This is a genomic window from Brevundimonas sp. FG128 (genome assembly GCF_057809775.1).
Genome location: NZ_JBMDKP010000002.1, coordinates 708530 through 733807 on the forward strand (window position 1 = coordinate 708530; position 25278 = coordinate 733807).

The 25278-nt window shown below is 67.3% G+C and carries 26 protein-coding genes; 11 read left to right on the plus strand and 15 right to left on the minus strand.

The features are described from left to right. Positions 1-11 precede the first annotated feature (11 nt). Both ACODSC_RS07925 and ACODSC_RS07930 read left to right on the plus strand, forming a co-directional pair. Positions 12-293 carry a hypothetical protein gene (locus ACODSC_RS07925; protein WP_488813337.1) on the plus strand — a complete coding sequence of 94 codons (282 nt, stop codon included), beginning with the start codon at positions 12-14 and terminating at the stop codon, positions 291-293. Next, positions 290-589, plus strand: a complete 300-nt coding sequence (locus tag ACODSC_RS07930) for a type II toxin-antitoxin system RelE/ParE family toxin (protein WP_488813338.1) — start codon at positions 290-292, stop codon at positions 587-589. The genes ACODSC_RS07925 and ACODSC_RS07930 overlap by 4 nt, the downstream gene beginning before the upstream one ends. 4 nt (positions 590-593) lie before the next feature. On the opposite strand, the gene phoB is transcribed toward ACODSC_RS07930, so the two are convergent. The 6 genes from phoB to ACODSC_RS07960 form a co-directional block, all read right to left on the minus strand. Then, complete coding sequence (gene phoB, locus ACODSC_RS07935) at positions 594-1286, minus strand: phosphate regulon transcriptional regulator PhoB (protein WP_488813339.1); 693 nt, start codon at positions 1284-1286, stop codon at positions 594-596. 20 nt (positions 1287-1306) lie between these two features. Further along, positions 1307-2047, minus strand: a complete 741-nt coding sequence (gene phoU / locus ACODSC_RS07940) for a phosphate signaling complex protein PhoU (RefSeq protein ID WP_488813340.1) — start codon at positions 2045-2047, stop codon at positions 1307-1309. Between the two features lie 4 nt (positions 2048-2051). Next, positions 2052-3002, minus strand: coding sequence for a phosphate ABC transporter ATP-binding protein PstB (pstB, locus tag ACODSC_RS07945; protein WP_488813341.1), 951 nt, complete (start codon positions 3000-3002; stop codon positions 2052-2054). A gap of 4 nt (positions 3003-3006) precedes the next feature. Beyond that, a complete protein-coding gene (gene pstA / locus ACODSC_RS07950; RefSeq protein ID WP_488813342.1) occupies positions 3007-4311 on the minus strand; it encodes a phosphate ABC transporter permease PstA in 1305 nt (434 codons plus the stop codon). Further along, positions 4304-5734 carry a phosphate ABC transporter permease subunit PstC gene (gene pstC, locus ACODSC_RS07955; RefSeq protein WP_488813343.1) on the minus strand — a complete coding sequence of 477 codons (1431 nt, stop codon included), beginning with the start codon at positions 5732-5734 and terminating at the stop codon, positions 4304-4306. Before pstC ends, pstA begins: the two co-directional genes overlap by 8 nt. A gap of 138 nt (positions 5735-5872) precedes the next feature. Next, positions 5873-7288: a sensor histidine kinase gene (locus tag ACODSC_RS07960; RefSeq protein WP_488813344.1), complete on the minus strand. Its 1416-nt coding sequence runs from the start codon at positions 7286-7288 to the stop codon at positions 5873-5875. Positions 7289-7433: 145 nt separating this feature from the next. On the opposite strand from ACODSC_RS07960, the gene ACODSC_RS07965 reads away from it, so the two are divergent. The 8 genes from ACODSC_RS07965 to ychF all read left to right on the plus strand — a co-directional run bounded on the left by ACODSC_RS07965 (position 7434) and on the right by ychF (position 16838). Next, positions 7434-9722, plus strand: coding sequence for an ATP-binding protein (locus tag ACODSC_RS07965; RefSeq protein WP_488813345.1), 2289 nt, complete (start codon positions 7434-7436; stop codon positions 9720-9722). Between the two features lie 132 nt (positions 9723-9854). After that, positions 9855-10490, plus strand: coding sequence for a 50S ribosomal protein L25/general stress protein Ctc (locus ACODSC_RS07970; protein WP_488813346.1), 636 nt, complete (start codon positions 9855-9857; stop codon positions 10488-10490). A gap of 87 nt (positions 10491-10577) precedes the next feature. Continuing rightward, positions 10578-11198, plus strand: coding sequence for an aminoacyl-tRNA hydrolase (pth, locus tag ACODSC_RS07975; protein WP_488813347.1), 621 nt, complete (start codon positions 10578-10580; stop codon positions 11196-11198). A gap of 49 nt (positions 11199-11247) precedes the next feature. Further along, positions 11248-11634 (plus strand): hypothetical protein, encoded by a 387-nt coding sequence (locus tag ACODSC_RS07980; RefSeq protein WP_488813348.1) that lies wholly within the window; start codon positions 11248-11250, stop codon positions 11632-11634. A 70-nt stretch (positions 11635-11704) separates the two neighbouring features. Beyond that, positions 11705-13777: a TonB-dependent receptor family protein gene (locus ACODSC_RS07985; protein WP_488813349.1), complete on the plus strand. Its 2073-nt coding sequence runs from the start codon at positions 11705-11707 to the stop codon at positions 13775-13777. A gap of 50 nt (positions 13778-13827) precedes the next feature. Then, entirely contained in the window at positions 13828-15180 is a 1353-nt protein-coding gene (locus ACODSC_RS07990) for a PepSY-associated TM helix domain-containing protein (protein WP_488813350.1), read from the plus strand. 14 nt (positions 15181-15194) lie between these two features. Continuing rightward, positions 15195-15668, plus strand: a complete 474-nt coding sequence (locus ACODSC_RS07995; protein WP_488813351.1) for a copper chaperone PCu(A)C — start codon at positions 15195-15197, stop codon at positions 15666-15668. A gap of 75 nt (positions 15669-15743) precedes the next feature. Continuing rightward, complete coding sequence (gene ychF / locus ACODSC_RS08000; RefSeq protein ID WP_488813352.1) at positions 15744-16838, plus strand: redox-regulated ATPase YchF; 1095 nt, start codon at positions 15744-15746, stop codon at positions 16836-16838. Here ychF and ACODSC_RS08005 read toward each other — a convergent pair. From ACODSC_RS08005 to ACODSC_RS08015, 3 genes are all read right to left on the minus strand, one after another. Beyond that, entirely contained in the window at positions 16831-17364 is a 534-nt protein-coding gene (locus ACODSC_RS08005; protein WP_488813353.1) for a hypothetical protein, read from the minus strand. The two genes, ychF and ACODSC_RS08005, sit on opposite strands and share 8 nt — an antisense overlap. A 38-nt stretch (positions 17365-17402) precedes the next feature. Next, positions 17403-18839, minus strand: coding sequence for a hypothetical protein (locus tag ACODSC_RS08010; RefSeq protein ID WP_488813354.1), 1437 nt, complete (start codon positions 18837-18839; stop codon positions 17403-17405). A gap of 66 nt (positions 18840-18905) precedes the next feature. Continuing rightward, the gene (locus tag ACODSC_RS08015) at positions 18906-19895 is read right to left on the minus strand and encodes a helix-turn-helix transcriptional regulator (protein ID WP_488813355.1); all 990 of its coding nucleotides are present in this window, start codon (positions 19893-19895) and stop codon (positions 18906-18908) included. A gap of 92 nt (positions 19896-19987) precedes the next feature. Here ACODSC_RS08015 and ACODSC_RS08020 point away from each other — a divergent pair, with 92 nt between their 5' ends. After that, positions 19988-20212 carry a hypothetical protein gene (locus ACODSC_RS08020; protein WP_488813356.1) on the plus strand — a complete coding sequence of 75 codons (225 nt, stop codon included), beginning with the start codon at positions 19988-19990 and terminating at the stop codon, positions 20210-20212. A gap of 2 nt (positions 20213-20214) precedes the next feature. Here ACODSC_RS08020 and ACODSC_RS08025 read toward each other — a convergent pair whose 3' ends face one another. The 6 genes from ACODSC_RS08025 to ACODSC_RS08050 form a co-directional block, all read right to left on the minus strand. Further along, positions 20215-21270: an acyltransferase family protein gene (locus ACODSC_RS08025; RefSeq protein ID WP_488813357.1), complete on the minus strand. Its 1056-nt coding sequence runs from the start codon at positions 21268-21270 to the stop codon at positions 20215-20217. A 531-nt stretch (positions 21271-21801) separates the two neighbouring features. Continuing rightward, positions 21802-23223 carry an NAD(P)(+) transhydrogenase (Re/Si-specific) subunit beta gene (locus ACODSC_RS08030; RefSeq protein WP_159850076.1) on the minus strand — a complete coding sequence of 474 codons (1422 nt, stop codon included), beginning with the start codon at positions 23221-23223 and terminating at the stop codon, positions 21802-21804. Between the two features lie 13 nt (positions 23224-23236). Further along, positions 23237-23503, minus strand: coding sequence for a hypothetical protein (locus tag ACODSC_RS08035; RefSeq protein ID WP_488813358.1), 267 nt, complete (start codon positions 23501-23503; stop codon positions 23237-23239). Next, positions 23500-23847 (minus strand): NAD(P) transhydrogenase subunit alpha part 2, encoded by a 348-nt coding sequence (locus tag ACODSC_RS08040; protein ID WP_488813359.1) that lies wholly within the window; start codon positions 23845-23847, stop codon positions 23500-23502. The genes ACODSC_RS08035 and ACODSC_RS08040 overlap by 4 nt, the downstream gene beginning before the upstream one ends. A gap of 3 nt (positions 23848-23850) precedes the next feature. Continuing rightward, positions 23851-23985 carry a hypothetical protein gene (locus ACODSC_RS08045; protein ID WP_488813360.1) on the minus strand — a complete coding sequence of 45 codons (135 nt, stop codon included), beginning with the start codon at positions 23983-23985 and terminating at the stop codon, positions 23851-23853. Positions 23986-24077: 92 nt separating this feature from the next. Beyond that, positions 24078-25211 carry a Re/Si-specific NAD(P)(+) transhydrogenase subunit alpha gene (locus tag ACODSC_RS08050; RefSeq protein ID WP_488813361.1) on the minus strand — a complete coding sequence of 378 codons (1134 nt, stop codon included), beginning with the start codon at positions 25209-25211 and terminating at the stop codon, positions 24078-24080. Positions 25212-25278 lie beyond the last annotated feature (67 nt).

Sequence of the window (25278 nt, forward strand, 5' to 3'; positions counted from 1 at the left end):
AGGATCGTCCCATGTCTGCCACCCGCAAGATCACCGTCGAACTGCCCGAAGAAACGGCGCGCGAGATCGACGCCAAGGTCGCCCTGGGATTTTCCGAGACCGCCGAAGCCTATGTGGTGGAGAGCGTCGAGAACTACCTGTTCGGTCAGAACCCCGACATCGCGACCTGGGTCCGCGAGGAGGTGAGGCCCGCCTATGACGCGTGGAAGTCAGGCGACGAGCCAGGGATTCCGGCCGACGAGGCCTTTGCCGGGGTACAGGCCCGCCATCTCGCCCGAAAGACCGCCGTTTGAAGCGTTGGCGCCTGGTCTTTTCGCGTCGCGCACTTACCGACCTCGACGCCATCTACGACTGGGTCGCTGAAAACGCAGGGTGGAAGACCGCCGGCCGTTACGCAGAAAGACTTCGGTCGTTCAGCCTTCGCCTGACGCACTATCCAATGTGTGCGGAAGTCCAGGACGATATCTTGCCCGGCGTGCGTCTGATCGGCTTCGAGAAAAGCGTGACCCTGGTGTTTGTCGTTGATGAAGACAAAGGCGAGTTTCGTATTTTGCGCCTGCTCTATCGCGGACAGCAGATCGAAATCTGACAGATCAGCCTTCCAGATCCAGCGAATAGCCCGCCGAGCGGACCGTGCGGATCGGGTTGGCGCTTTCGTCGGCGATGGCCAGGGCCTTGCGAAGGCGACCGACGTGGACGTCGACGGTGCGGGCTTCGACATAGACGTCCGAGCCCCAGACGGCGTCGAGCAGCTGTTCGCGGCTGAACACCCGGCCGGGGTGCTGCATGAAGTGGTCCAGCAGGCGGAACTCGGTCGGGCCCAGGTGCACTTCCTGGCCCGAACGCTTCACACGGTGCGAAACGCGGTCGATGATGATGTCGCCGTGGTTCAGGCGGTCGTCGGCCAGGCCGGGACGGATGCGACGCAGGACGGCGCGGATGCGCGCGATCAGCTCGACCATCGAAAAGGGCTTGGTCAGATAGTCGTCGGCGCCGGTGTCCAGGCCCCGAACCCGGTCGCTCTCCTCGCCGCGCGCCGTCAACATGATGATCGGCAGGTTGCGGGTCTCGGCCTTGCCCCGGATGCGTCGGCAGACCTCGATGCCCGACAGTTTGGGCAGCATCCAGTCGAGCAGGACCAGGTCGGGCAGACGCTCATCGATCTGGAGCATGCCTTCCTCGCCGTCGGCGGCGACGGCGACGTCGTAGCCTTCCTTTTCAAGGTTGTACTGAAGAAGGGTCGCCAGCGCGTCCTCGTCTTCCATCACAAGGATACAGGGCTGCACGTCGTGTCTCCGGTCTCGGCTCAGTGCGTCGGAAGGTGGGGCGTCGAAAGGTTCGGCGTCGGATCGGAGTCCTCGGCCGTGGGCTGGGCGCGCGGGCGTTCGCCCAAGATTTCCTCGCCCGTGATCTCGTAATGGACAGTCTCAGCGATATTGGTCGCGTGATCGCCGATCCGTTCCAGGTTCTTGGCCATGAACAGCAGATGGGTGCAGGCGCCGATCGTGCGCGGATCGCCCATCATGTAGGTCAGCAGTTCGCGGAACAGGGCGTTGTAGTGCTCGTCCACCTCGTCGTCGGTCTGCCAGACGGCGACCGCGCGATCCAGTTCGGAGGCGGTGTAGGCGTCCAGCACGTCGCGCAGGCGGGTCGAGACCAGCCGCCCCATCCGCTCGATCGAGCGGGTCAGGGGCTGCATCGGTTCACCCTCGGCCAGGATCAGGGCGCGTTTGGCGATGTTCTTGGCCAGGTCGCCGGTGCGCTCCAGATCGGTGGCGATCTTCATGGCGCCCAGGGTGCGGCGCAGGTCGCTGGCGACCGGCTGGCGCAGGGCGATCAGGCGGATGGCCTTCTTCTCGATGTCCCGGTGCAGGGCGTCGAGCTTCAGGTCACGCTCGACCACGGCGCGCGCCAGGGCGATGTCGCGCCGGGCGACGGAATCGATGGCGTCCGCGACCTGGGCCTCTGCGAGACCGCCCATGCGGGCGACCTCGGCCGTGATCTGGTTCAGTTCGTCGCCATAGGCCTTGACGGTGTGCTGGTTCATCGGATTAGCCGAAGCGTCCCGTGATATAGTCGAGGGTGCGCCGCTCGCGCGGATTCTGGAAGATGTCTTCCGTGTCGCCGGTCTCGACCAGGCGGCCCATGTGGAAGAAGGCGGTGCGTTGAGACACCCGCGCGGCCTGGGCCATCGAGTGGGTGACGATGACGATGCAGAACCGCTCGCGCAGTTCGTCGATCAGTTCCTCGATCCGCGCGGTGGCGATGGGGTCCAGGGCCGAGCAGGGCTCGTCCATCAGGATCACTTCGGGGTTCACGGCGATGGCGCGCGCGATAACCAGACGCTGCTGCTGACCGCCCGACAGGCCCATGGCGGACGACTGCAGGCGGTCGGCGACCTCCTCCCACAGTCCGGCGCGCTTCAGCGCCTTTTCGACCACATCGTCCATCTCGGCCTTGGACGAGACCAGGCCGTGGATTTTCGGGCCGTAGGCGACGTTTTCGTAGATCGACTTCGGGAAGGGGTTCGGGCGCTGGAACACCATGCCGACGCGGGCGCGCAGCAGCACCGGGTCGATGGAACGGTCGTTGATGTCCTCGTCGTCCATCGCGATCCGACCGGTGACCTTGGCCCCGGCGATGGTGTCGTTCATGCGGTTCATCGTCCGCAGGAAGGTCGACTTGCCGCAACCCGACGGACCGATCAGGGCCGTGACGGTCTTGTCCGGGATGTCCAGCGAGACGTCGTAAAGCGCCTGCTTGCCTTCATAGAAGACCGAGACGTCGCGCGCGGCGATCTTGATCGGCCCCACGGGAGGGCTGTCGATCACGGTCGGACCAGGCAGGGCCGATGAATCATAGTCGCGCGGCGCCACGACGGCGTCCGCCTTGGGCGCCGCAGCTTCGGGCAGGACCTGGCCGCCCATGCGCGGGGTCTCGGTCGGATCGACCGGGCCAGCGCCTGTCTGGTCTTCGGCGGAGCGGAAAATACGGAATTTCATTCTCTTACCACCGACGCTCGAAGCGCCGCCTCAGGATGATGGCCGCCGCGTTCATGATGATCATGAAGACCAGCAGGACGATAATCGCCGCGGCGGTGCGTTCGTGGAACGCCCGCTCCGAGGCGTTCTCCCAGATGTAGATCAGCGACGGCAGCGCCCCGACCGGCTGGTCGATGGCGTGCGGCACGCCCGGCACGAAGCTGACCATGCCGATCAGCAGCAGCGGCGCGGTCTCGCCCAGGGCGTGGGCCATGGAGATGATGGCGCCGGTCATGACGCCGGGCATGGCCAACGGCAGGACGTGGCTGAAGACCGTCTGGGTCTTGGACGCGCCCATGGCTAGGGCCGCCTCGCGGATCGACGGCGGCACCGCCTTAAGGGCCGAGCGGGTGGCGATGACCAGGGTCGGGAGCGCCATCAGCGCCAGCACCAAACCACCCACGATCGGACTGGCGCGCGGCAGGTGCATCCAGTTGATGAACAGGGCCAGACCCAGCAGGCCGTAGACGATCGACGGCACGGCCGCGAGGTTGTTGATGTTGATCTCGATGATGTCGGTCAGCTTGTTCTTGGGCGCGAACTCTTCCAGCCAGATGGCGGCGCCGACGCCCAGCGGAATGGCGATCAGGGCGGTGACCAGCAGCATCAGGGCCGAGCCGACCACGGCGCCGAGCACCCCCGCCAGTTCGGGCTGGGTGGAGTCGCCATTGGTGAACAGGGCGGTGTTGAAGTGCGAGCCGATGACACCCTCGGTCTGCATCCGGTCCAGCCAGGCGATCTGCTGGTCGGTCAGGCGGCGCTGGGCCTCAGGCGTGTCCTTCGAGATTTCGCCCTTCAGATACAGGTCGGCGTCGTCGGATAGGGGCACGGCCAGGGGCACGGTCTCGCCGATAACTTCGCTGCGCTTGGCGACCAGGTCGGCGGCGACGAACTTCAGTTCCGAAGAGAACAGCCGCTTCATTTCGGCGGCCCTGGTCCCGGCCGCGTCGTCCGCGATACCCATGCGCGCCAGCTGTTGCTCGGCGGCCATCTGCTCGAAGTTGGAGCCTTGCGGATAGGCGCGATCGACCCGCGCCGGGTCCATATAGACCGGCACCGTCACCGTATGGGTGTAGAAGGCCGTGTGGCCCTGCTCGACAATACGGACCAGCAGGATGGCCAGGAACAGCATGGCCGCGGCGATCGCCAAGCGGCCGTACCATTTGAAACGGGTTTCCTTGGCGTGGCGGTGCTTGAGCCCCGCGCGCAGACGATCTAGCCGCCCTTTCGCGGACACGCCGTCGATCCGATCGGGGGTCGCGTCAGTCATATTGTTCCCGGTAGGTCTGGACGATCCGGTGGGCGATGATGTTCAGCACCAGCGTCGCCAGGAACAGGGTCAGGCCCAGGCCAAAAGCCGACAGGGTCTTCGCGCTGTTGAACTCCTGGTCGCCAGTCAACAGGGTCACGATCTGCACCGTGACGGTCGTCACCGTATCCAGCGGATTGAAGGTCAGGTTGGCGGCCAGGCCGGCGGCCATGGTCACGATCATGGTCTCGCCTATGGCGCGCGACACGGCCAGCAGAAGGGCGCCGGCGATGCCCGGCAGGGCGGCGGGCAGCAGGACCCGCTTCACCGTCTCGGACTTGGTCGCCCCCATGGCGAAGGAGCCGTCGCGCAGCGACTGGGGCACCGCGTTCAGGATGTCGTCGGACAGCGAAGACACGAACGGGATCAGCATGATGCCCATGACGGCGCCGGCGGTCAGCGCCATCTGGTTCTGAACCAGCGCCAGATAATGGCCCAGCCCATCAAACGGACCGCCGATCAGGAACAGACCGATCTCGTTGAAGAAGACCCGAAGGATCGGTCCCACCGTCAGGGCGGCGAAGAAGCCGTAGACCACCGTCGGTACGCCGGCGAGAATCTCGAGCAAGGGCTTGATCACGGCGCGGGTGGTGCGTCCCGCATACTCTGAAAGATAGATGGCCGACAGCAGGCCGATGGGCGCTGCGACGCACATGGCGATCATCATGATCAGCAGGGTGCCGACGAACAGGGGCACGGCCCCGAAGGCGCCGGTCGAACCGACCTGGTCGGCGCGGATGGCGATCTGCGGACTCCACTGGGTTCCGAACAGGAAGTCCAGGACCGGCACCGTCTGGAAGAAGCGGAAGCTGTCGAACGCCAGGGAAGCGATGATGCCCAGGGTCGTCAGGACGGCGATGGCCGAGCAGACGAACAGGGCGCCGTAGACCCAGCCCTCAACCCGGTTGCGAGCGCGGGTTTGAGGCTTGATCTGGGTCAGGGCGAACAGCCCGCCCAGGATGGCGGCCAGGATGGCCGCGAGTCCGCCGCCCCAGGACAGGGTGCGTTCGATGCGGACCATGCGGCGCGCCTCGACCGGAAGCTGCTCGGCCAGCGGGCGCTCCCAGATCTGCAGGGCGGGCTCGCCCCGACCGACGCGGTGGGCGTCGGCGAAGAAGGCGTCGCGGCGGAAATGGTCAAGGGCGGCCACGGCGTCAGGCGTGCCCACGGCGGTCAGTTGGCGCTGCAGCGGCGTTGCAAAGACGGAGGCCAGGATCAGCACCAGCAGGGCGGGCGCAGCGACCCAGATCAGGGCGTAGGCGCCGTGCTGCCCCGGCCGCGAATGGGGTTTGGCGCCGATCGCGCGACGACGCGCCAACTCGCGCCCGCCGATGAAGGCGGCCGCGCTCAGCGCGATAAGGATCAACAGGTAAATCCAGATCATTCGAGGTCCGAAGGCGACAGGCGCGAATCGGCGAAGGTCCAGACCATCGGGACCGACGCGGCGCGACTACTGCCCGTTAATGGTCAGCGGATTAAGACGGCTCGATGACAGTTCGATGACGGCGGCGGTCCGCAGCGCTCAGACTGCCGAACGCGTGTCGCGCCGCTCCGCCGCCATCGGGAACCAGGCGGTGAAGGCCGCGCCCATGCCAGGCGCGCTTTCGACCACCAGGCCGCCCTGGTGCCGGTTGATGATGTGTTTGACGATCGCCAGCCCCAGGCCCGTGCCCTGACGCTCCCCGCTTTTTTGCCCCTCGACGCGATAGAATCGTTCGGTCAGCCGGGGCAGATGTTCACGCGCCATGCCCGGACCATGATCCCGCACCGTCACGGCGGCGTAGAGGGTTCCGGTCGCGCGGTCGGGGGTGACCAGCGGCAGTCGCGTCGCGCCCGGCATGCGCGACGCCCAGGCCTCCTCGAAGGACAGGTCGGAAAGGACCGAAATCTCGACGGTCCCGCCCCTGGAGGAATATTTCACGGCGTTGTCGAGCAGGTTCTGGACGACCTGAAGGATTTCGTCGCGGTCTCCGCTGATCGACGCCCTCGCCTCGCCCTGATCCAGGGCGACGACGATCTCCTTCTCTCGCGTCAGGACGCTGACCGCATCCACAACGTCGGAGGCCGCGCGGTCCAGATCGACTCGGCCCGATGGCGGGATGTGCTCGTTTAGCTCGATGCGGCTGAGCGACAGCAGGTCGGCGACCAGCCGGCCCATCCTGTCCGCCTGGGCCGACATGATGTCCAGGAACCGGTCGCGGGCGGCGACGTCGTCGCGCGCATGGCCTTTCAGCGTCTCGATAAAGCCGCTCAACGAGGCCAGCGGCGTGCGCAGTTCGTGGCTGGCGTTGGCCAGGAAATCGACGCGCATCATTTCCGTACGCCTGGCGTCGGTCTCGTCGCGCAGGATCAGCAGAGCCAGTTCCGCCCCCGGACGCAGCGAGGTCTCAGCGGATAGCGGCCGCGTCCAAGCCCGCCAACGCCGGTCCCTCTGGCCGCCTGTCGTATAGTCGGTCGTGCGGGCCGTGCCGCCGAACAGGGCTTCGTCGACCGCCTCCAGCACGCCGGGCTCGCGGATCACCTGGACCAGCAACGCGCCCTGGCGCTGGATCCGCAGCAGGTCGCGCGCGGCGCCGTTCGCCATCACGATGCGCCGACCGGCGATGTCGTCCGGCTCTCCGCCGCTGATCACCAGCACAGGATCGTCCAGCGCCTCGAACACCCGATCCAGCAGGTCGCCGGTTTCAGGAGCGGCCGGTTGTTCGGCCGGGTCGCCGTCGAGGGCGGGCGGATGGTTTGGCGAAGACTCCGACATGTTCAGCAGCCAGGCCGAGGCCGCCACCAGTATGGCGCCGCCAATCAGCCAGTTGGCCAGGACGGGATGAAGGATCGCCAGCACGATCAAAACCATGATGGCGATGCCGATGCTGGCGCCGACCGTCCAGAGCCGCGACGTCGAGACCGGCGCGACAGGCGAGGGCGAAACTTCGTAGGGCATGGCCTGGGGGCGACCTCGTGAGGGACGGCGATTTCCGATCCTTGCACGGATTCTGTGACGGCGCTCAGACAGCCTGTGCCGAAAGCAAGCTTCGCCGCACGCTTTCTTTAGGACTTTTCGTCATGGTGTCCCCAACGGAGGCCTCGTGGACCGCATCATCTTCTGTATTGCGCGCGATCACGACTGGCGGGTCACTCTGCTGGCGGCTTTGATCTGTCTGATCGGCATGGCCGTTTCGATCCACCTGGTGGACCGCATGGGAAGACGTGACCCCCAGCGTCGTCGCAGGCTGGCGGCGTCTTCGGCCGTCACTGCGGCCCTGGTTATCTGGGCCACCCACTTCATCGCCCAACAGGGTTTCGTCGCCGGCGTGCCCGTTAGTTACGATCCCCTGCTGACGCTGGCCTCCATGGTCGCTGCCCTGGCGATTATCGGCGTGGCGATCGGTTCGACCTTGTTGGTCAGGGGAAGGACCTGGCGCCTTCTCGGCGCGATGATCGCCGTCGCCGGCGTCGCCGCCACACACTATCTCGGCATGGCCGCAATCCAGGTCCCGGCCCAGATCACCTGGAACGCCGGACTGGTTGCCGCCTCCATTGGCGCAGCGATGGTCCTGGCGGGTCTGACGGTCTTCTTCTACCGACGCGGCGGGTTTGTGCGGCTGGCGTTCGGAGCCGCAGGGGCGACCCTCACGGTGTTGACCGTTCATTTCGTCGGCATGGCGGCCGTCACCGTCACGCCAGACCCCGCCGCCGCCTTCCACCAGGGCCTGTCGCCCGCCGCGATGCAGATTCTGGTCATCGTCGTTCTGGCGACGCTCGCCGGAACGGCCGTCGCCCTCGGGCTGATGGCCTATAGTTCGCGGGCCACCGCGCTGCGTCGCATCCGTGAAGCGGTGGACGCCATGCCCGACGGCCTGGGCTTCTTCGACGCCCGGGACCGGCTGGTGCTGTGGAACGCGCGCTACGCCGAGGTGAACCCGGAGCTGGAACCCCATCTGGCCGTCGGCCTGTCCTTCAGCGCCGCGCTTCGGATCGGCATCAGGGAGGGCCAGTATCCCGAGGCCGTGGGGCGTGAAGAGGAATGGATCAACGATCGCCTTCTGGCGCGCCGCAAACTGTCGTCCAACAGCGAGCAGCAACTTGCCGGCGGCCGCTGGCTCAGGATTCAGGATCGCCGCACCTCCGAAGGCGGCACGGTCACCGTCTGCAACGACATAACCGACTTGAAACGCAACGCCGAAGCCCTGGCGGAAGCGCGCGACGCCGCTGAGGCGGCAAATGTCGCCAAGAGCCAGTTCCTGGCCAATATGAGCCACGAAATCCGCACGCCGTTGAACGGCGTGATCGGCCTTTCGCAGGCCCTGGCCAAGACCGACCTGACGGCCGAGCAACGCGAGATGCTGGACCTGATGCAGGCCTCGGGAAAGACGCTGCAGACCCTGCTCAGCGATATCCTCGATCTGGCGCGCGTCGAATCGGGCAAGCTGGAGCTGACCGAAGACGCCTTCGAACTGGCGACGGTGGTGCGCGAGGCGGCCCAGCTCTACGCCGAGAACGCCCGCGAGAAACACCTCGACTTCCACGTGGACATCGATCTCGAGGATGGGGTCTGGGTCATGGGCGACGCGGTTCGCCTGAAGCAGGTGCTGACCAACCTGATCTCGAACGCCGTCAAATTCACCCATCAGGGGTTCGTCGGGCTGACGGTGCAACGGGGCGTCGGCTCCGACGGCGGGGCGGTTCTGCGCTTCACCGTCGAAGACAGCGGCATCGGCTTCGATTCGGCGACCCGCAGCCGCCTGTTCGGCCGGTTCGAACAGGCCGACGGCGGCATCACACGCAAGTTCGGAGGCTCGGGCCTGGGCCTGTCCATCTGTCGCCAGCTGGCCCAGATGATGGGCGGAGAACTGGATTGCGAAAGCGAGCCGGGCGGCGGCGCCGCCTTCATCCTGACGCTACCGCTGGTCCCGTGCGAGACGCCGGCCTTCAAGGAGGCGCATTCCGTCCAGCCCGACCCCGCCGACGGCCAGCGCGTGATCCGGGTGCTGGTCGCGGACGATCATCCCACCAACCGCCGCGTCATCGAACTGATTCTCGCCCAGACCTCCGCCCACATCGTCGTCGCCGAGAACGGCGCCCAGGCGCTGGAGGCCTTCCGGGCCGACACGTTCGACCTGGTGCTCATGGACATGCAGATGCCGGTCATGGACGGGCTGACGGCGACGCAGGAGATTCGCCTGCACGAGACGACGATGGGCAGCGCGCGCACGCCGATCGTCATGCTGACCGCCAACGCCATGCCCGAACATGTCGCCGCCGGACGCGCCGCCGGGGCCGACCACCATCTGGCCAAGCCCTTCAACGCCGCTGAACTGCTGGACATCGTCGCGGCGCCGGCCGCATTGCTGAAAGATCAGGCTCAGGCGGCCTGAGCGGAGCCTTTCACGGTTGCGCCGCCTGTCCGATGCGTGTAATAGCCCGCGCTCTTGAATTCGAGGGTTCATGACCCCGCCGCGCGGGCCCAGGGTTGGCGCGGTGTTTCCGTTGTTGTTGAGGCGAGCCAGATGGCCGAGATCATTCTGAACGTGGACGTCCGCGATGGCGTCGGCACCGGTGGCGCCCGCGCCGCCCGTCGCGCCGGTTTCGTGCCGGGCGTCCTGTACGGCGGCGAGCAAGCCCCCGTCTCCATTTCGGTGAACGAGAAGGACTTCCGCAAGTCGCTCTACACCGGCAAGCTGCTGGGCCACCTGGTGACGCTGAAGTACGGCGAAGAGACCCAGCCGGTCATCGCCAAGGACGTGCAGTTCGACCCGGTGTCGGACCGCCCCCTGCACTTCGACCTGATGCGCGTCGATGCGAAGGCCCCGGTGAAGATCGAAGTGCCGGTTCACTTCGCCAACGCCGACGAGGCTCCGTTCTCGCGTCAGGGCGGTTCGCTGGAAGTCGTGCGTCACGCCGTCGAGATCCTGGTCCGCGCCGACCAGATCCCGGAAGAACTGGTCGTCGACCTGGCCAAGTCGCAAATGGGCGACACCATCCGCATGTCGGACATCAAGCTGCCCAAGGGCGCTTCGGCCACCATCACCGACCGTGACTTCGTGATCGCCACCATCAAGGTGTCGTCCGCCGCCCAATCGGCAGCCGCCGATGAAGCCGCCGACGCTGCTGCGGCGGATCCGGTCGAACCTACCGAAGACTAAGCCTTACGGCCTTCGACAAGATCACGCCCCGCCCGGTTCGCCGCGGCGGGGCTTTTCTTTGGCCGACGCACGCGGCATGAGGACGCCATGATCATCATCGCCGGGCTCGGCAATCCGGGCGCCAAATACGAGAAGAACCGCCACAACATCGGCTTCATGGCCGCCGACGAGATCGCGCGTCGCTGGCGCTTCGGGCCGGAGCGGGCCAAGTTCCAGTCGATCGTCAGCGAGGGCCAGGTCGATACCGCCGACGGGCCGGTCAAGGTGCTGCTGATGAAGCCCCAGACCTATATGAACGAGAGCGGCCGGGCGGTCGGCGAGGCCGCGCGCTTCTACAAGATCAAGCCGTCAGAGATCATCGTCTTCCATGACGAGATCGACTTGGCGCCGGGTCGGTTCCGCATGAAGACGGGCGGCGGCGCGGCGGGCCAGAACGGCGTCCGCAGCCTGATCAGCCACCTGGGCGCCGATTTCCGCCGCGCGCGCATGGGGATCGGCCATCCGGGCGAGAAGGAACTGGTCATGCCCCACGTCCTGGGCGACTTCCACAAGGCCGAGCAGCCGTGGCTGGACGCGATGCTCCAGGCCTGCGCGGACGCCCTGCCCTTCGCCGCCGCTGGCGACGACGAACGCTATCAGGGCGAGGTCATGCGTCTGGCCCCCGCGCCCAAGTTCAGCCCCCGTCAGGCGGCGCGCGGCGAACTCTAGGGCGAAACGCCGCCTTTCTTTGCTTAGCGAAAGGCCGTAGACGCGGGCCGTGACCCGCAGCCACGCCGACAACTGGTCGATCGCCAAATCGCTCGCCTTCCTGGCGGCGGTGTTCGCGCTGGCGCTCGGCACGCTGCTGCCGTTCGCGGCCATGGCGGCGGCGCGGCCGGGCCATCCCATCGTCATCTGCTCGGCGGAAGGTCCCCAGACCATCCAGACCGGGGGCGTGGACGGCCCAATCAAGAAGCATGTCGGCGTCAAATGCGCCGCCTGCGTCATGCCCCTGGCCGCCGCCCTGCCCGCGCCGCCGGTCCCGACGCCGGTCCGTCTGGTCCGATCGGTGGAGACGGTCGCCTATACGCCCCTGAGCGTCAGCCCCCCGCCGCCTGCCCGCGCGCCGCCGCGTCCGCCCTCCACCGCGCCACCCCTCGCCTGAATCCAGACCTTCGAACCCGCGCGCCGGCTCGTAAGCCGTGCGCCGACCGTTTCTGCATTCAGGAAATCTCATGTCATTGAAGACTTCTGCGGCGCCGTGCGCGCTGCTGCTCGCCGCCCTGGCGGCGCCCTGTCCCGTTCTCGCCCACGCCAGCACACAGGCCCAACCGACGGTGCTGGACAGCGTCATCGTCACCGCTGACCGCGACGAGAACGATCCGCCGGTCGTCGCCGACGCCCGGGCCCGGCTGAGCCGCACGCCCGGCGCCGTGGCCGTGATCTCGGCCGAATCCTACGCCGACCGCTACGCCGCCAACCTGGCCGATGTCCTACGCGACGCGCCCGGCGTCTATGCCCAAAAGAAGTGGGGCGGCGACATCCGTCTGTCGATCCGGGGATCGGGCATCGGCAACCCCAACCACAATCGGGGCACGCTGCTGGCCCAGGACGGCGTGCCGTTCAATGACGCGGACGGCTATGGCGACTTCCAGCTGATCGACCCGCTGATCGCCCGCTATACCGAGGTGTACAAGGGCGGCAACGCCGTGCGGTTCGGGGGCGCCCTACTGGGCGGGGCGATCAATCTGGTCACCCCGACCGGCCGCACGGCGGCGTCGAACCTCAGTCTGCGGCTCGACGGCGGTTCCTACGGCACGGCCCGCATTCATGGCGAAGCCGCCGGCGTGCGTGGCGACTGGGACGGGTTCGCCGCCGTCACCGGCCAGACGGCGGACGGCTGGCGTCAGCAGAGCGAAGGCAAGGCGCTGAACCTGTCGGCCAACCTCGGCCGCAGCTTCGGCCAGGACCGCGAGGTGCGGCTGCAGGTCTCCGGCGGCGACATCCATCAGGAAATCCCGGGCAGCGTCGGCCGGGACGACGCCCTGACCCGGCCCGAGGCGGCCAACCCCGGCAACATCACCCTGAACTACCAGCGCAACATGCGATCGTTGCGCACCACGCTTCAGACGCGCTGGCGGCTGGACGACGCCACCGTGTTCGAGGGGGCGGTCTATGGAACCTGGAAGGACCTGGACCACCCGATCTTCCAGGTCATCGATCAGCAGAGCCGGAACTACGGCGCCTTCGGCCGCTTCGACTGGCAGGGCCGGCTCGCAGGGATGCGCGCCGACGCCTTCTACGGCGCCTGGTATCGCCAGGGCGATCTGGACGCCAAACAGTGGGTCAATGTGGGCGGCGAACACGGCGACCTGCGGGCACGCAGCTTCCAGAACGCCAAGGGGCTGGACGTCTTCGGCGAAGGGCGGCTGTTCGTCACCGACCGGCTGGCGCTGGTTGCGGGCGGAACCTGGGGCCGCGCCGAGCGCGATTATCAGGGCTATGCCGTTCCCGGCGCCGCGGGTGCCTTCGACCTGACGGCCGGCAAGACCTATGACTGGTTCGCGCCCCGCGCGGGCCTGCTGTGGGAGGCGGAGGACGGGGCGCAGGTGTTCGCCAACATCACCCGCTCGATTGAGCCGCCGAACTTCTCGTCCCTGTCGCCCAACGCCGACGGCTTCCAGCCCCTGGTCCCGCAGGAGGCCGTGACCTGGGAGGTGGGCACGCGGGGACGCCGCGCCGCCTTCACCTGGGATCTGACCGCCTATCGCGCCGAGTTGAAACACGAACTGCTGAACTTCGCGGTGCGGCCCGACCTGGGGATCCCATCGGCCACGTTCAACGCCGATCCGACCGTTCACCAGGGGATCGAGGCGGGGCTGGACTGGCGGATCGCGCCGCAATGGCGCCTGCGCCAGACCTACGCCTGGTCGGACTTCTTCTTCGAAGGCGACAAGGTCTATGGCGACAACGCCCTGCCGGTCGTGCCGCCGCACCTGTATCGGGCCGAGCTGCGTTACGATCATCCTTCAGGCTGGTTCGTCGCGCCGAGCGTGGAATGGTCGATGTCGGAGACCTGGGTCGATTACGCCAACACGCTGAAGGCGCCCGCCTATGCGATCGCTAATCTGAACCTTGGGTGGGAGGTCAAACCGGGCGTGACGGTCTTCGCCGATGCGCGCAACCTGTTCGACGAGCGCTACATCTCGAACTTCAGCGCCGTGACCGACGCGACGATGGCCTCCACCGCCGTCTTCTATCCCGGAGAGGGCCGTTCGGCCTTCGTGGGCCTGCGCCTGTCGTATTAAGCTTGGGCGGGACGGCGCATGCGTCGTCCCCTCCTCTTCGGAGACTGTGAATGTCCAAGACTGAAATCGACGGCGAACCGGCTCTTTCCGGCGCCTATCGCGTCGTCTGGCGATGGCACTTCTATGCGGGCGTGTTCGTCATGCCCTTCCTGCTGCTGCTGACCCTGACGGGAGGGCTGTACCTTTTCAAGGACGAGATCGACCACGCGATCTATCGCCCGATGATCCAGGTGTCGGATGCCCCCGGCTTAACCTCGCCGGACGCCTGGCTGCCGGTCGCGGCCCAGGCCGGCGGGGGCCGCGTGGTCAACGTCTTGGTTCCGGCCCGCAGCGACGAGGCGGTGCGGATTCGCGTGGATCGCCCGGACGGTTCGCGCAGGACCGTCTTCGTCGATCCGCACACCGCGCGCATCACCGGCGTCACGGGCTATGGCGGGGTGATGGAGACGATCAAAACGATCCATTCCATGAGCCTGTTCGGCACGGCGATGAACCTGGTGGTCGAGATCGTCGCGGGCTGGGCCATCATCCTGTTCGCCACGGGCCTGTATCTGTGGTGGCCGAGAGGGCGGAAGGTCGCGACCTTCGCCCTGGAACCCACCGACGCCCGACGTCGGCCCTTCTGGCGCGACGTCCACGCCCTGACCGGTTTCTACGTCGGCGGGGTGGTGCTGTTCCTGGCGGTGACCGGCATGCCCTGGTCGGCTGTCTGGGGCGACCGGTTCATGACCGTGGTGCGCGAGACCGGCCTGGGCCGCCCTCCAGCGCCCGCCGCCGCCAGCGTCTGGGGCCACGCCGCCCACCACGACGATCCCTCGGGCGTCGGCTGGACGATGGAGCATGCTGTTCTCTATGGCCAGACGGCCCACGACCCCAGCCTGGCGCGGGTCATGGCGGTCGCGGACGGGCAGGCCATGCCTCGACCTTACCTGATCAATATTCCCCAGACCGCCAACCTGGCCTGGAACGTGGCCCGCCAGACGAGACGGGCGGAGGACGCCCGCAGCCTGTATGTCGACGGCCAGACCGGCGCGGTGAAGGCCGATGTGCGTTGGAGCCAGTTCGGCGTCGGCGCCAAGGCGTTCGAATGGGGAATCGCCGTCCACCAGGGCATGCAGTACGGCTGGATCAACCGCATCATCATGCTGGCGGGCTGCATCGGCGTCTGGCTGCTGGCGATCAGCGGCCTGATGATTTGGTGGAAACGCCGTCCGCCCGATCCGGCCCGCCTTCGCCTAGGCGCCCCGCCCGCGCCGCCCGGCGCGCGCCTGCGCACCGCCGTGCTGGCCATCGTCCTGCCCCTCGCCATCCTTTATCCCTTGACCGGCCTCAGCCTGCTGGCCGCCCTGCTCGTCGATCGTGTCGTGCAGTTGGCGGTTGGGCGACGGCCCGCCCTTTCCTGACGGAGTTTTCGACCATGAAACGCTTGCTCGCCCCCGCCGCCCTGCTTGTCCTGGCGGCCTGCAGCCAACCGGCCGACGACGCCAAGGTCGCCAGCGTCGCCGTGACCGACGCCTGGTGCCGAACCTCGCCCAACGGGGCCAAGGCCGGCGGCTGTTTCGCCACCATCCTGGCCTCGACCGATGACCGGCTGGTCGGAGGATCAAGCCCGCGCGCCGCAGAGGTGCAGGTTCACGAGATGACCACCACCGACGGCATGATGAAGATGGGCCAGATAAAGGACGGCCTGCCCCTGCCCGCCGGTGAAACCGTCGGTCTGGCGCCCGGCGGAAACCACCTGATGCTGATCGGGCTGGACCGGCCCATGGCGGAGGGGGAGACCGTGCCCCTGACCCTGCGTTTCGCCTCGGCGCCGGAGGTGACGGTCCAGGCCCAGGTCCGCACCCCGCCGGTCGGCGGCATGGCCGGAATGGCGCACGGCGGCCACTGACGACCTCTTTTGAAGCGCGAGCCTGACAAACGGATCGTAACCCGCTAAAGGCTCGCGCCTTCTCCGAGGAATACCATGGCTCTTAAAGTCGCGATCGTCGGCCTGCCCAATGTCGGCAAGTCCACCCTGTTCAACGCCCTGACCAAGACGGCGGCGGCCCAGGCGGCCAACTATCCGTTCTGCACCATCGAGCCGAACACCGGCGACGTGGCTGTGCCGGAGCCGCGTCTGGACGCCTTGGCCGAGATCGCCGGGTCCAAGGAGATCATCCCTTCGCGCATCACCTTCGTGGACATCGCCGGCCTGGTGCGCGGCGCGTCCAAGGGTGAGGGCCTGGGCAACCAGTTCCTGGCCAACATCCGCGACTGCGACGCCGTGGCCTTCGTGGCCCGTTGCTTCGTCGATGACGACATCACCCACGTCGAGGACCGCATCGATCCGATCGCCGATCTGGAGATCATCGAGACCGAACTTATGCTGGCCGACATGGAAAGCCTGGAGCGCCGTCGGCCCCAGCTCGAAAAACGCGCCAAGGGCGGTGACAAGGAATCCGGCCTGACGCTGAAGCTGGTCGATCTGGCCCTGGCCCAGCTGAACGCCGGCAAGCCCGCCCGCACCGCCGAAGTGTCCAAGGAGGACGCCAAGGCCTGGCACATGCTGCAACTGCTGACCGCCCTGCCCGCCCTCTACGTCTCCAACGTCGAGGAAGGTTCGGCCGACAAGGGCAACGACCTGTCCGACAGGGTCGCCGCGCGCGCCGCCCAGGACAACGCCAACTCGGTCGTCATCTCGGCCCAGATCGAATCCGAGATCGCCGTGCTGGATGACGAGGAGCAGAAGGAGTTTCTCGAGACCCTGGGTCTGGAAGAACCCGGCCTGAACCGCCTGATCCGCGAGGCCTACAAGCTCCTGGGCTTGCAGACCTATTTCACGGTCGGCCCGAAGGAAGCCCGCGCCTGGACCATCCCCGTCGGCGCCACCGGCCCGCAGGCGGCCGGCGTGATCCACACCGACTTCGAGAAGGGCTTCATCCGCGCCGAAACCATCGCCTACGAGGACTTCGTCGCCCTGCGCGGCGAGGCCAAGGCGCGCGAGGCCGGCAAGCTGCGCGCCGAGGGTAAGGCCTATGTCGTCAAGGACGGCGACGTGATGAACTTCCTGTTCAGCTAGGCGGGACGGCGGGGGCGGCCGTCCCCTGCCCCTTCATCATCTTCTCCAGCGGATTGGCCGGATCCGGCGCCCGAGGCGAACCGGGGCACCGCGCCAGTTTGACCGTCGTCCGGCTCCGGTCGAGGTAGGTCAGGTTCATCAGCTCGCCGCTGGTCGCCATATGCACCCGCTCGGTGCGGGCCTGGCCCTCGCCGACGCAGGACAGGGTGGCCAGATAGCCGGAGCCGGTCTCCTGAATGGCGGTGATGTCGCAGCTGTTCTCATAGCCTGCGAACCGCAGGGGTGTAATCGTGATGGGTCGACGGTCGCCCTGAGGCGCGGCGCACCAGGCCGGGTTCGCCGCCCACACGCCGACGAAGCTGCGCGGCCCGCGCGACGCCAGCGAAGTGGGTCCGGGCGCCTCCACCGGCTGCATCGCTTCGGGCGTCCTGACCGGCTGGGCCGGCTCGTCCGGCGGATTGACGCGCCGATCGCCGCAAGCCGAGAGCAGAAGGACGGCGACGATCGGGAACAGTGAAGGTTTCATCCGCCCACAACGCGGCGTGCAAGCCTCCGGTTGCCCGGTCAGTTCAGGATGATGCGGCCGCCTTCGCGCCTGAACCCGACGCCGGTTCGCTGAAACAGGCGGGCGACGACGGCGGCGGGATCGGTCGCGCCCCGATCCAGAAGCCCCGAGATGTCGTTGGCGAGCGTCGGATCGCGCGAAACCCGCGTCAGGGCGTTCAGCCACTCGGCACGGGTCAGCACCCCGTCCTGACGATTGGCCGCCAGAAGAGGCCTCAGAAAGTCGAACCAGTCCCCGCCGCTCCGCTGGTTCTGCGCGCCCTCGGCCGCCATGGCGAACACGGCCCCGCAGGCATAGTAGGCGCGGTGTTCGCCACGCTCCGCCGCCGTCACGACCGCCCGACCGGCCGACAGGTCGATACAGTCGTCGACCTCCTTCTGCAGTTCGGCGCGCGCGTCATAGGTCGGGTCCAACGCCTTCAGCGCCCGCACCGCCATCAGGTCGGCCCCGCCCTCGGTGATCCACATGTCGCGGGCGTATTCGTAGCGGACGGTCTGGCCCAGCCAGAAATGCGCGCTCTCATGGCCGATGAACCAGCGCGACCGCTCCAGCATCTCCTGGTTCGGCCGCATCACGCCGACGCCTTCGAACTGCATGACGATCAGGCCGGGCAGGACGCTGCCGCCCATGCTCGACATCCGCTCGGTCGGGCCGTTCCAGCTGACCATGACGGTCGAGGTCTCGCTGCCGACGCCGGGATCGCCCAGGCGGTTGCGGTAATAGTCGCCGACGTGGGGCGCAAAGCCTCGGATCTCCTCCCCGATCCAGGACGGCAGATTGGGGTCCATGACGGTGGTCAGTCCGTCGCCGGGGGTGACCCGCGCCTGGCCCAGCAGCACATAGCTGCGCTCGTCCGTCGTGGTCAGGTTGGGGCGGCGCTTGCCGTTGAACAGCACAGGCCCTGCCGTATCGCGCCAGGTCACCCGCGACGGGCCCGCCGCGAGGTCGACGCCGTTCAAATCCGCCGGCATGGCCTGCGCCGCTGCGACCGACGGCAAGGGGAAGACATCGAACTGGCGCGTCGGCAGGGCGACCGCGCCATCGGAAAACGTCAGGGTGCCATACTGCGCTTCCAGATCGACGGCCCTGGGGCGGATCGAGAAGCGCACGCGACGCGGCACGGGACCGCCGTCCAGGCTGCGAAGGATGTCGTAGGCGCCTCGGCGCTCCATCACCACGCCCGGCGTCTCGACCGTCCACTGGGACTGTCGCCAGGGCTGGCGAACCTCGGTGATCAGGGCTGAATCCATGAAGGCCCAGACCGGCGCATCCCGGTCGAAGACGTAGTCCGCCGTCCAGTCGTCGCCGTCGCGGGTCACCGTGACCGCAGGCTCGGCCTGCTGCGCGAAGACGCCCTGGGCGGGGGCGGCCGTGGCGCAGGCGCCCAGCAGGGCCGCCGTCAGGGCGGTGGAAACGGCAAAGGCTTTCAGGCGCAAGAAGCAGGCTCCAGACAGATCGGCTGAGCATAAACGCGGCGCGGCCTGCGTCAGCTTACCGTTCCGTCATGCTTTGGCCCGCTCAAGAGCGCGCCCGGCGGCGGCGAGTTCCCCGGCCATGACCGCCTTCAGCCGTTCGGGCGCCAGGATCACGGCCTGTTCGCCCCAGGTGAACAGGTGCCAGGCCAGTTCACGCATGCCCGAGGCCCGGAAGCGCACGATGACGGCCCCGTCCACCTGGTCCTCGAACGACTGGGTCGGGTGCCAGCGCCAGCTCTTGGCCTCGGCCGCGCCTGCGGGAGCGATACGCAGGACCACCTCCTCGATCTCGTCCTGATAGATGCCGAACGACTGGCTGGCGAAGACGCCCAGGTCGAAGTCGGCGGGCGGGACCGCCACCCCGTCCTGCGGCGCGACGCTGCTCATCCGGTCCAGGCGGAAGGTCTGGATGCGGCCGGTCTCGCGGTCGGCGGCGACCAGATAGTTGGCGCGGCCAAACATGACGCCGCAGGGGGCGACGCTGCGTCGGCGGGGCTCGGCGCCCGGCCGGGAGTAGGTGAAGCCCAGCGGCTGTTGCGCCAGCACCGCCCCGCGAATGGCGGTCAGCAAGCCTTCATCCGCCGACGGACGCGGGCCGGCCTGGACGGCGATGGTCTCTGCCCGGACGAGTGCCTCCAGATCCGGGGCCATCCGGTTCAAGGTGGTGGACCGCATCGCCGCCTTCAGTTTCCGCTCCAGCCCCTCCAGCGCCGCCGCCCGCGCCGGTTCGCCCGCTGCGCGCAGGGCGGTCGCCGCCTTGGACAGCTCCAGCATCTCGGTCGAGGTCGGGGCCTGTTCGAAGGCGGACAGGCCGCCGCGAATGCGCCAGCGTTTCGACGGCGGGTCCGACACCTCCTCCACCGTCGGGAACAGCATGAAGACGGCGTCGCGCATCCGCTCTGCCGTGCGACGGCTGACGCGCATGTCGCGCGCCATCTCGTCCAGGGTCAGGCCCTCGGCGCTGGCGGCCAGCCGCCGCGCCAAGTCGATCACCATGGCCGCCTTGTCGTGTCTCACCGTCGCTCCTGAACGATACGTCCGTTTCTGACGCATCAGTGCGCCATAACACCATCATCGACAAGAGGCCTACCGCTTCAGGAGATCATCAAATGGCCCGTTTCCAACCCAATGCCGCCGTCAACGCCAACCGCTATCTGATCGTGCCGTGCGAGGCCGACGGATCGTCGGACCTCGCCGTCATCTGGGATCGGTTGGAGGAACAGGTGGTGGACGTCATCTCCGCCGCCGCCATCGCCCGCTATTCGGACGAGGACGCCCTGTGGGACGAGGCCCGGTCGGACCCGGCGGAAACGCCCTGGCTGATGGCGGCCTGAGGTCAGGCGGCTTTCGGCTTGGTCCAGCGGTCGATCATCCGCTGCGCAGGCTGTTCGACCAGTCTGTGAGCGACGACCGCCACGGCCACGATGAAGCCGAACATGGCGACAGCGAACAGGTCGTTCAGCCAGACCGAGCCGAAATCGATGCGTCGCACCGGCACCCAGCCCAGCTTCCGAGCCACGATCATCATCACGGTCAGGATGAACATGTGGACCATGTAGATGGCGAACGACCATCGCCCCAGGGTGACCAGCGCCGGACGATCCAGCACGCGGGACAGGGCGCCGTCCTCGCCCGCGAAGACCCAGATCAGGACCACGAAGACCAGGGTGACGGCCACGGTGATCGGCCCCTGGGCATAGCCGATGAAGACGCAGGCCACGACGATGGCCGCGACCTCCAGCACCGTTGCGGCGGCGCCCTTAAGCCGAGGAATGCGCGTCCACAGCCCCTGCAGCAGACAGCCCAGGAAGAAGCCATAGACCGCGCGCGGCACGGCCAAGTCATAGGTCGTGTTCATCCAGCGCCGGGCGTAACTGACCACCAGCACGCCCCCGATGATCGCCAGAACCAGACCGATCCAGCGGAAGCGCTTGGGCGCAATCAGCACCATGCCGGCGAAGATCAGATAGCAGGCCCATTCGGCGCTCAGGGTCCAGGCCGGTCCGTTCCAGGTCAGATAGGGATGCACATGCCAGGCCTGGATCAGCGCCAGGTTGGTGAAGATCGCCTCGATCGACCGGTCCCGCGTGAACGGCGGCGCGCTATCGAACTGGAACGCCAGCCGCGCCAGCTCCAGCCCGACGAAGGCGGCCAGCATCAGCAGATGCAGCGGCCAGATCCGCCCGAACCGCCGCACCATGAACCGTCCGGCGTCCCGCCCTGACTTGAGCCGGTCCGCATAGGCATGGGCGATAACGAAGCCCGACAGCACGAAGAAATAATCGACGAAAAGATAGGAATGTTGAATGAAACCCCAATCACGCCAGTGGCTTGCCACCGGCATGTGGAACATCACCACAAGGATGGCGCACACCCCGCGCAGGGAGTCCAAGGCTTCAAATCGTTGGTGTCCGGAGGTCTTCACGAGCGCGTGATAACGGGTCTAGAAGCGCTGCGATAGTGGGCTGATGCAAGGCTCTAGGCGCCCCTTCGACCCAACCTATGGCGCGTCCGCCACCGTCTCTACGATACGCCACTCGCCGTCGCGAAAATGGAAGCGCGCATAGCCTCTCCACGGAATCTTCGACAACGGGTGGGTTGTCGATCCGCCGCCGACGGCTTCGTAGACGCCATCCGGTCGCAGGGACGCGGCAGGCGTCAAGACCGAGAAGCCGAGAGGCGTTTGGCCATAGACGACGTAGCGCAACATCACGCATCGGCCCCTCGGCTGCGATGGACCAGAGAGGCGCCGCTGCGTCGTTGGCCTCATAGACGGTCAGTTCATTGACGCAGGCCTTTCGCCCATCGTCGAACGTCACCTCGGGGCGGTCGAGGCCGCCTGCCAGTGTGAAGGTCATCATCGCCGAACACGCCGACAGGCCCACGAGACCGGACAGGCCGACGAGCAAAGCAAAACGCGGCGTCACAGCCCCTTCACGATCCCCTCGACCATCTTCTTGGCGTCGGCGAACAGCATCATGGTGTTGTCGCGGAAGAACAGCTCGTTCTCAACGCCGGCATAGCCCGAGCCCATGCCGCGCTTGATGAACAGGACGGTGCCGGCCTTTTCCACATCAAGAATTGGCATCCCGTAGATGGCGCTGGTGGGGTCGGTCTTGGCCGCCGGGTTGGTCACGTCGTTGGCGCCGATGACGAAGGCGACGTCGGCGGTGGCGAACTCGGCGTTGATGTCCTCCAGCTCGAACACCTCGTCATAGGGGACGTTGGCCTCGGCCAGCAGGACGTTCATGTGGCCCGGCATCCGGCCGGCGACGGGGTGGATGGCGTATTTCACCTCGACGCCCTCTTCCTTCAGCTTGTCGGCCATCTCGCGAAGGGCGTGCTGGGCCTGGGCCACGGCCATGCCGTAGCCGGGCACGATAATGACCTTGGACGCATTCTTCATGATGAAGGCGGCGTCCTCGGCCGAGCCCTGTTTGACCGGGCGCGTCTCTTTTGCCCCCGCCGGGCCGGCCGCCGCATCGCCGCCGCCGAACCCGCCCAGGATGACGCTGATGAAGCTGCGGTTCATGCCCTTGCACATGATGTAGCTCAGGATCGCGCCCGACGACCCGACCAAGGCGCCGGTGATGATCAGGGCGATGTTCTCCAGCGTGAAGCCCAGGGCCGCCGCCGCCCAGCCGGAATAGGAGTTCAGCATCGAGACGACGACCGGCATGTCGGCCCCGCCGATGGGAATAATCAGGGTCGCGCCCAGGATCAGGGCGATCAGGAAGACGCCCCAGAAGGCCCAGGTCGCGGCGCCGTTGGTGCCGATCAGGATGCCGATCAAAAAGACCAGGCCCAGGGCCAGGCCGACATTGATCAGGTGCCGCGCCGGCAGGATGATCGGCGCGCCGCTCATATTGCCGTTCAGCTTGGCGAAGGCGATGACCGAGCCGGTGAAGGTGATGGCCCCGATGGCGACGCCGAGCGACAGTTCGATGATCGACAGGGTCTTGATGCCCGTCCCGTCGTCCGAAAGGATGCCGAAGGCCTCGGGTGCATAGACGGCGCCGATGGCGACCAGGCAGGCGGCCATGCCGACCAGGCTGTGGAAGGCGGCGACCAGTTGCGGCATGTCGGTCATGGCGACGCGCTTGGCGATCAGGGCGCCGGTCCCGCCGCCAACGATGACGCCGCCCGCGATCAGGGCCAGGGTCACGGTGTCCAACGCGCCCGTCGTGCCGAGCGTCAGCAGGGTCACGCCTATGGCCAGGGCCATGCCGATCATGCCGAAGGTGTTGCCCTGGCGGCTGGTCTCGGGGCTGGACAGCCCGCGCAGCGACAGGATGAACAGGACGCCCGAAACCAGATAGGCCAGTGCAGCCAGCGATGCGTTCATCACGCCCCTCCCCTCAAGACGTGCGCGCCAGCCGCCACAGGGCGGCGGCGATGAACAGCGGACCGATGAAGAACAGGGCCCATTCGAAGACGCCCAGCGGCCGGTCCTGGGTCACGACGCGAACCAGAATGGCCGAGAAAACCAGGGCGATGCCGCAGTCGTGTAGCCGCTGGCGCTTGATCGGGACCTTTGTGCCGAACCAGCCGTACAGCCACAGGCCGAAGCCGATGCCGGTGGCGACCCAGGAGCCGGTGATGGCGATCTGAGCGGCATCCGTCACGAAGACGCCTCGGGAGCGGGCTTAGGCGCCGGCCGCTCCTTCTTCTTGTACATGGCCAGCATCCGCCGTGTGACCATGAAGCCGCCGAAGATGTTGACGCTGGCCAGGGTCACGGCCAGCACGCCTGCCCCCTTGGCGATCCAGGCGCTGGGGCCGGTCGCGTCACCCGACACGGCGGCCGCTGCGATCAGGCCGCCGACGATGATGACGCTGGAAATGGCGTTGGTCACGGCCATCAACGGCGTATGCAGGGCCGGCGTCACGCTCCAGACGACGTAATAGCCGACGAAGATGGCCAGAACGAAGATGGCCAGGCGAAAGACGGTGGGATCGACGTGTTCCATGACCTATGTCCTGCTCTCGTCTCGTCCAAGCTCGCCAATGCGCTGCCGGCCCTCCAGCGCCTCAACCCGCTTGGCGAGTTGTATGTTGGACCGCACCAACGCCGCCAGAATGACGAACGGCACCACGATCAGCGCCATTTTTGCGTCTGCGTCGGGGTACCAAATCGTTAGACCGGCGAGAACGAGGGTCATTCCTACGCAAAGACCAAGATAGACTTTGAGCTCGGTTATCATCCCCTAACCCCCTCATGCACAACGGCCCCGGCGTTGGTGATCACAGCCGCCTTCAGGATTTCGTCCTCCAGATCCACCGCCAACGCCCCGTCCTTGATCAGCAGCCCGACGAAGGCCGACAGGTTGCGAGCGTACAGGGCGCTGGCGTCGGCGGCGATGCGGCCGGGCAGGTTGGACCAGCCGACGATGGTGACGCCGTTGGCCGTGGTCACGACCTCGTTCAGTTTCGAGCCCTCGACATTGCCGCCCGCCTCGACCGCCAGGTCGATGATGACCGAGCCGGGCTTCATCGACGCGACATGGGCCGCCGTCAGCAGCACCGGCGCGGCGCGGCCGGGGATCAGGGCGGTGGTGATGACGATGTCCTGTTTGACCACATGGCTGGCGGTCAGTTCGGCCTGTTTGGCCTGATACTCGGCCGACATGGGCTTGGCGTAGCCGCCGGCGGTCTGGGCGTTCTTGAACTCCTCGTCCTCGACGGCCAGGAATTTGGCGCCCAGGCTCTCGACCTGTTCCTTGGTGGCGGGGCGGACGTCGGTGGCGGTGACGACGGCGCCCAGACGCCGCGCCGTGGCGATGGCCTGAAGTCCGGCGACGCCGACGCCCATGACGAAACATTTGGCCGGGGCGACCGTGCCGGCCGCCGTCATCATCATCGGGAACCCCTTGCCGAAGGCGTAGGCCGCCTCGATCACCGCGCGGTATCCGGCCAGGTTCGCCTGGGACGACAGCACGTCCATGACCTGGGCGCGGGTGATGCGGGGCACGAATTCCATGGCGAAGGCGGTAGCGCCGGCGCCGGTCAGGGCCTCGACCGTGGCCTTGTCGCGCCAGGCGTCCAGCATGGCGATGACGATGGCGCCGGGCTTGAGCGCGCTGGTCTCCTGGGCCGTGGGGCCACGCACCTTCAGCACGATGTCGGCGCCGTCCAGCACCGCGTGGGTGTCCAGCTTCACCGTCGCACCGGCGGCCGTGTAATCGGCGTCGGGAATGGACGAGCCCAGGCCCGTCCCGGCCTCGACCGTGACGGTCGCGCCCAGGGCGATCAGCTTCTTGACGGTTTCGGGCGTGACGGCGCAGCGCGTCTCGCCTTCGCGACGTTCACGGGTGACGGCGATAGCGACGGCCAAGCGAATCCCCTCGTTCTTCTCGTTGAACGAAGGTTAGGCCGTTCCGGCGCGAGCCGTCAAAGCACGG

Bases quoted from the DNA above. Each gene is read 5' to 3' on its own strand.
- ACODSC_RS07925 (WP_488813337.1), top strand. From the start codon at position 12: ATGTCTGCCACCCGCAAGATCACCGTCGAACTGCCCGAAGAAACGGCG.
- phoU (WP_488813340.1), bottom strand. From the start codon at position 2,047: ATGAACCAGCACACCGTCAAGGCCTATGGCGACGAACTGAACCAGATC.
- pstB (WP_488813341.1), bottom strand. From the start codon at position 3,002: ATGAAATTCCGTATTTTCCGCTCCGCCGAAGACCAGACAGGCGCTGGC.
- pstA (WP_488813342.1), bottom strand. From the start codon at position 4,311: ATGACTGACGCGACCCCCGATCGGATCGACGGCGTGTCCGCGAAAGGG.
- pstC (WP_488813343.1), bottom strand. From the start codon at position 5,734: ATGATCTGGATTTACCTGTTGATCCTTATCGCGCTGAGCGCGGCCGCC.
- ACODSC_RS07960 (WP_488813344.1), bottom strand. From the start codon at position 7,288: ATGCCCTACGAAGTTTCGCCCTCGCCTGTCGCGCCGGTCTCGACGTCG.
- ACODSC_RS07970 (WP_488813346.1), top strand. From the start codon at position 9,855: ATGGCCGAGATCATTCTGAACGTGGACGTCCGCGATGGCGTCGGCACC.
- pth (WP_488813347.1), top strand. From the start codon at position 10,578: ATGATCATCATCGCCGGGCTCGGCAATCCGGGCGCCAAATACGAGAAG.
- ACODSC_RS07985 (WP_488813349.1), top strand. From the start codon at position 11,705: ATGTCATTGAAGACTTCTGCGGCGCCGTGCGCGCTGCTGCTCGCCGCC.
- ACODSC_RS07990 (WP_488813350.1), top strand. From the start codon at position 13,828: ATGTCCAAGACTGAAATCGACGGCGAACCGGCTCTTTCCGGCGCCTAT.
- ACODSC_RS07995 (WP_488813351.1), top strand. From the start codon at position 15,195: ATGAAACGCTTGCTCGCCCCCGCCGCCCTGCTTGTCCTGGCGGCCTGC.
- ychF (WP_488813352.1), top strand. From the start codon at position 15,744: ATGGCTCTTAAAGTCGCGATCGTCGGCCTGCCCAATGTCGGCAAGTCC.
- ACODSC_RS08005 (WP_488813353.1), bottom strand. From the start codon at position 17,364: ATGAAACCTTCACTGTTCCCGATCGTCGCCGTCCTTCTGCTCTCGGCT.
- ACODSC_RS08020 (WP_488813356.1), top strand. From the start codon at position 19,988: ATGGCCCGTTTCCAACCCAATGCCGCCGTCAACGCCAACCGCTATCTG.
- ACODSC_RS08030 (WP_159850076.1), bottom strand. From the start codon at position 23,223: ATGAACGCATCGCTGGCTGCACTGGCCTATCTGGTTTCGGGCGTCCTG.
- ACODSC_RS08040 (WP_488813359.1), bottom strand. From the start codon at position 23,847: ATGGAACACGTCGATCCCACCGTCTTTCGCCTGGCCATCTTCGTTCTG.
- ACODSC_RS08045 (WP_488813360.1), bottom strand. From the start codon at position 23,985: ATGGCGCTGATCGTGGTGCCGTTCGTCATTCTGGCGGCGTTGGTGCGG.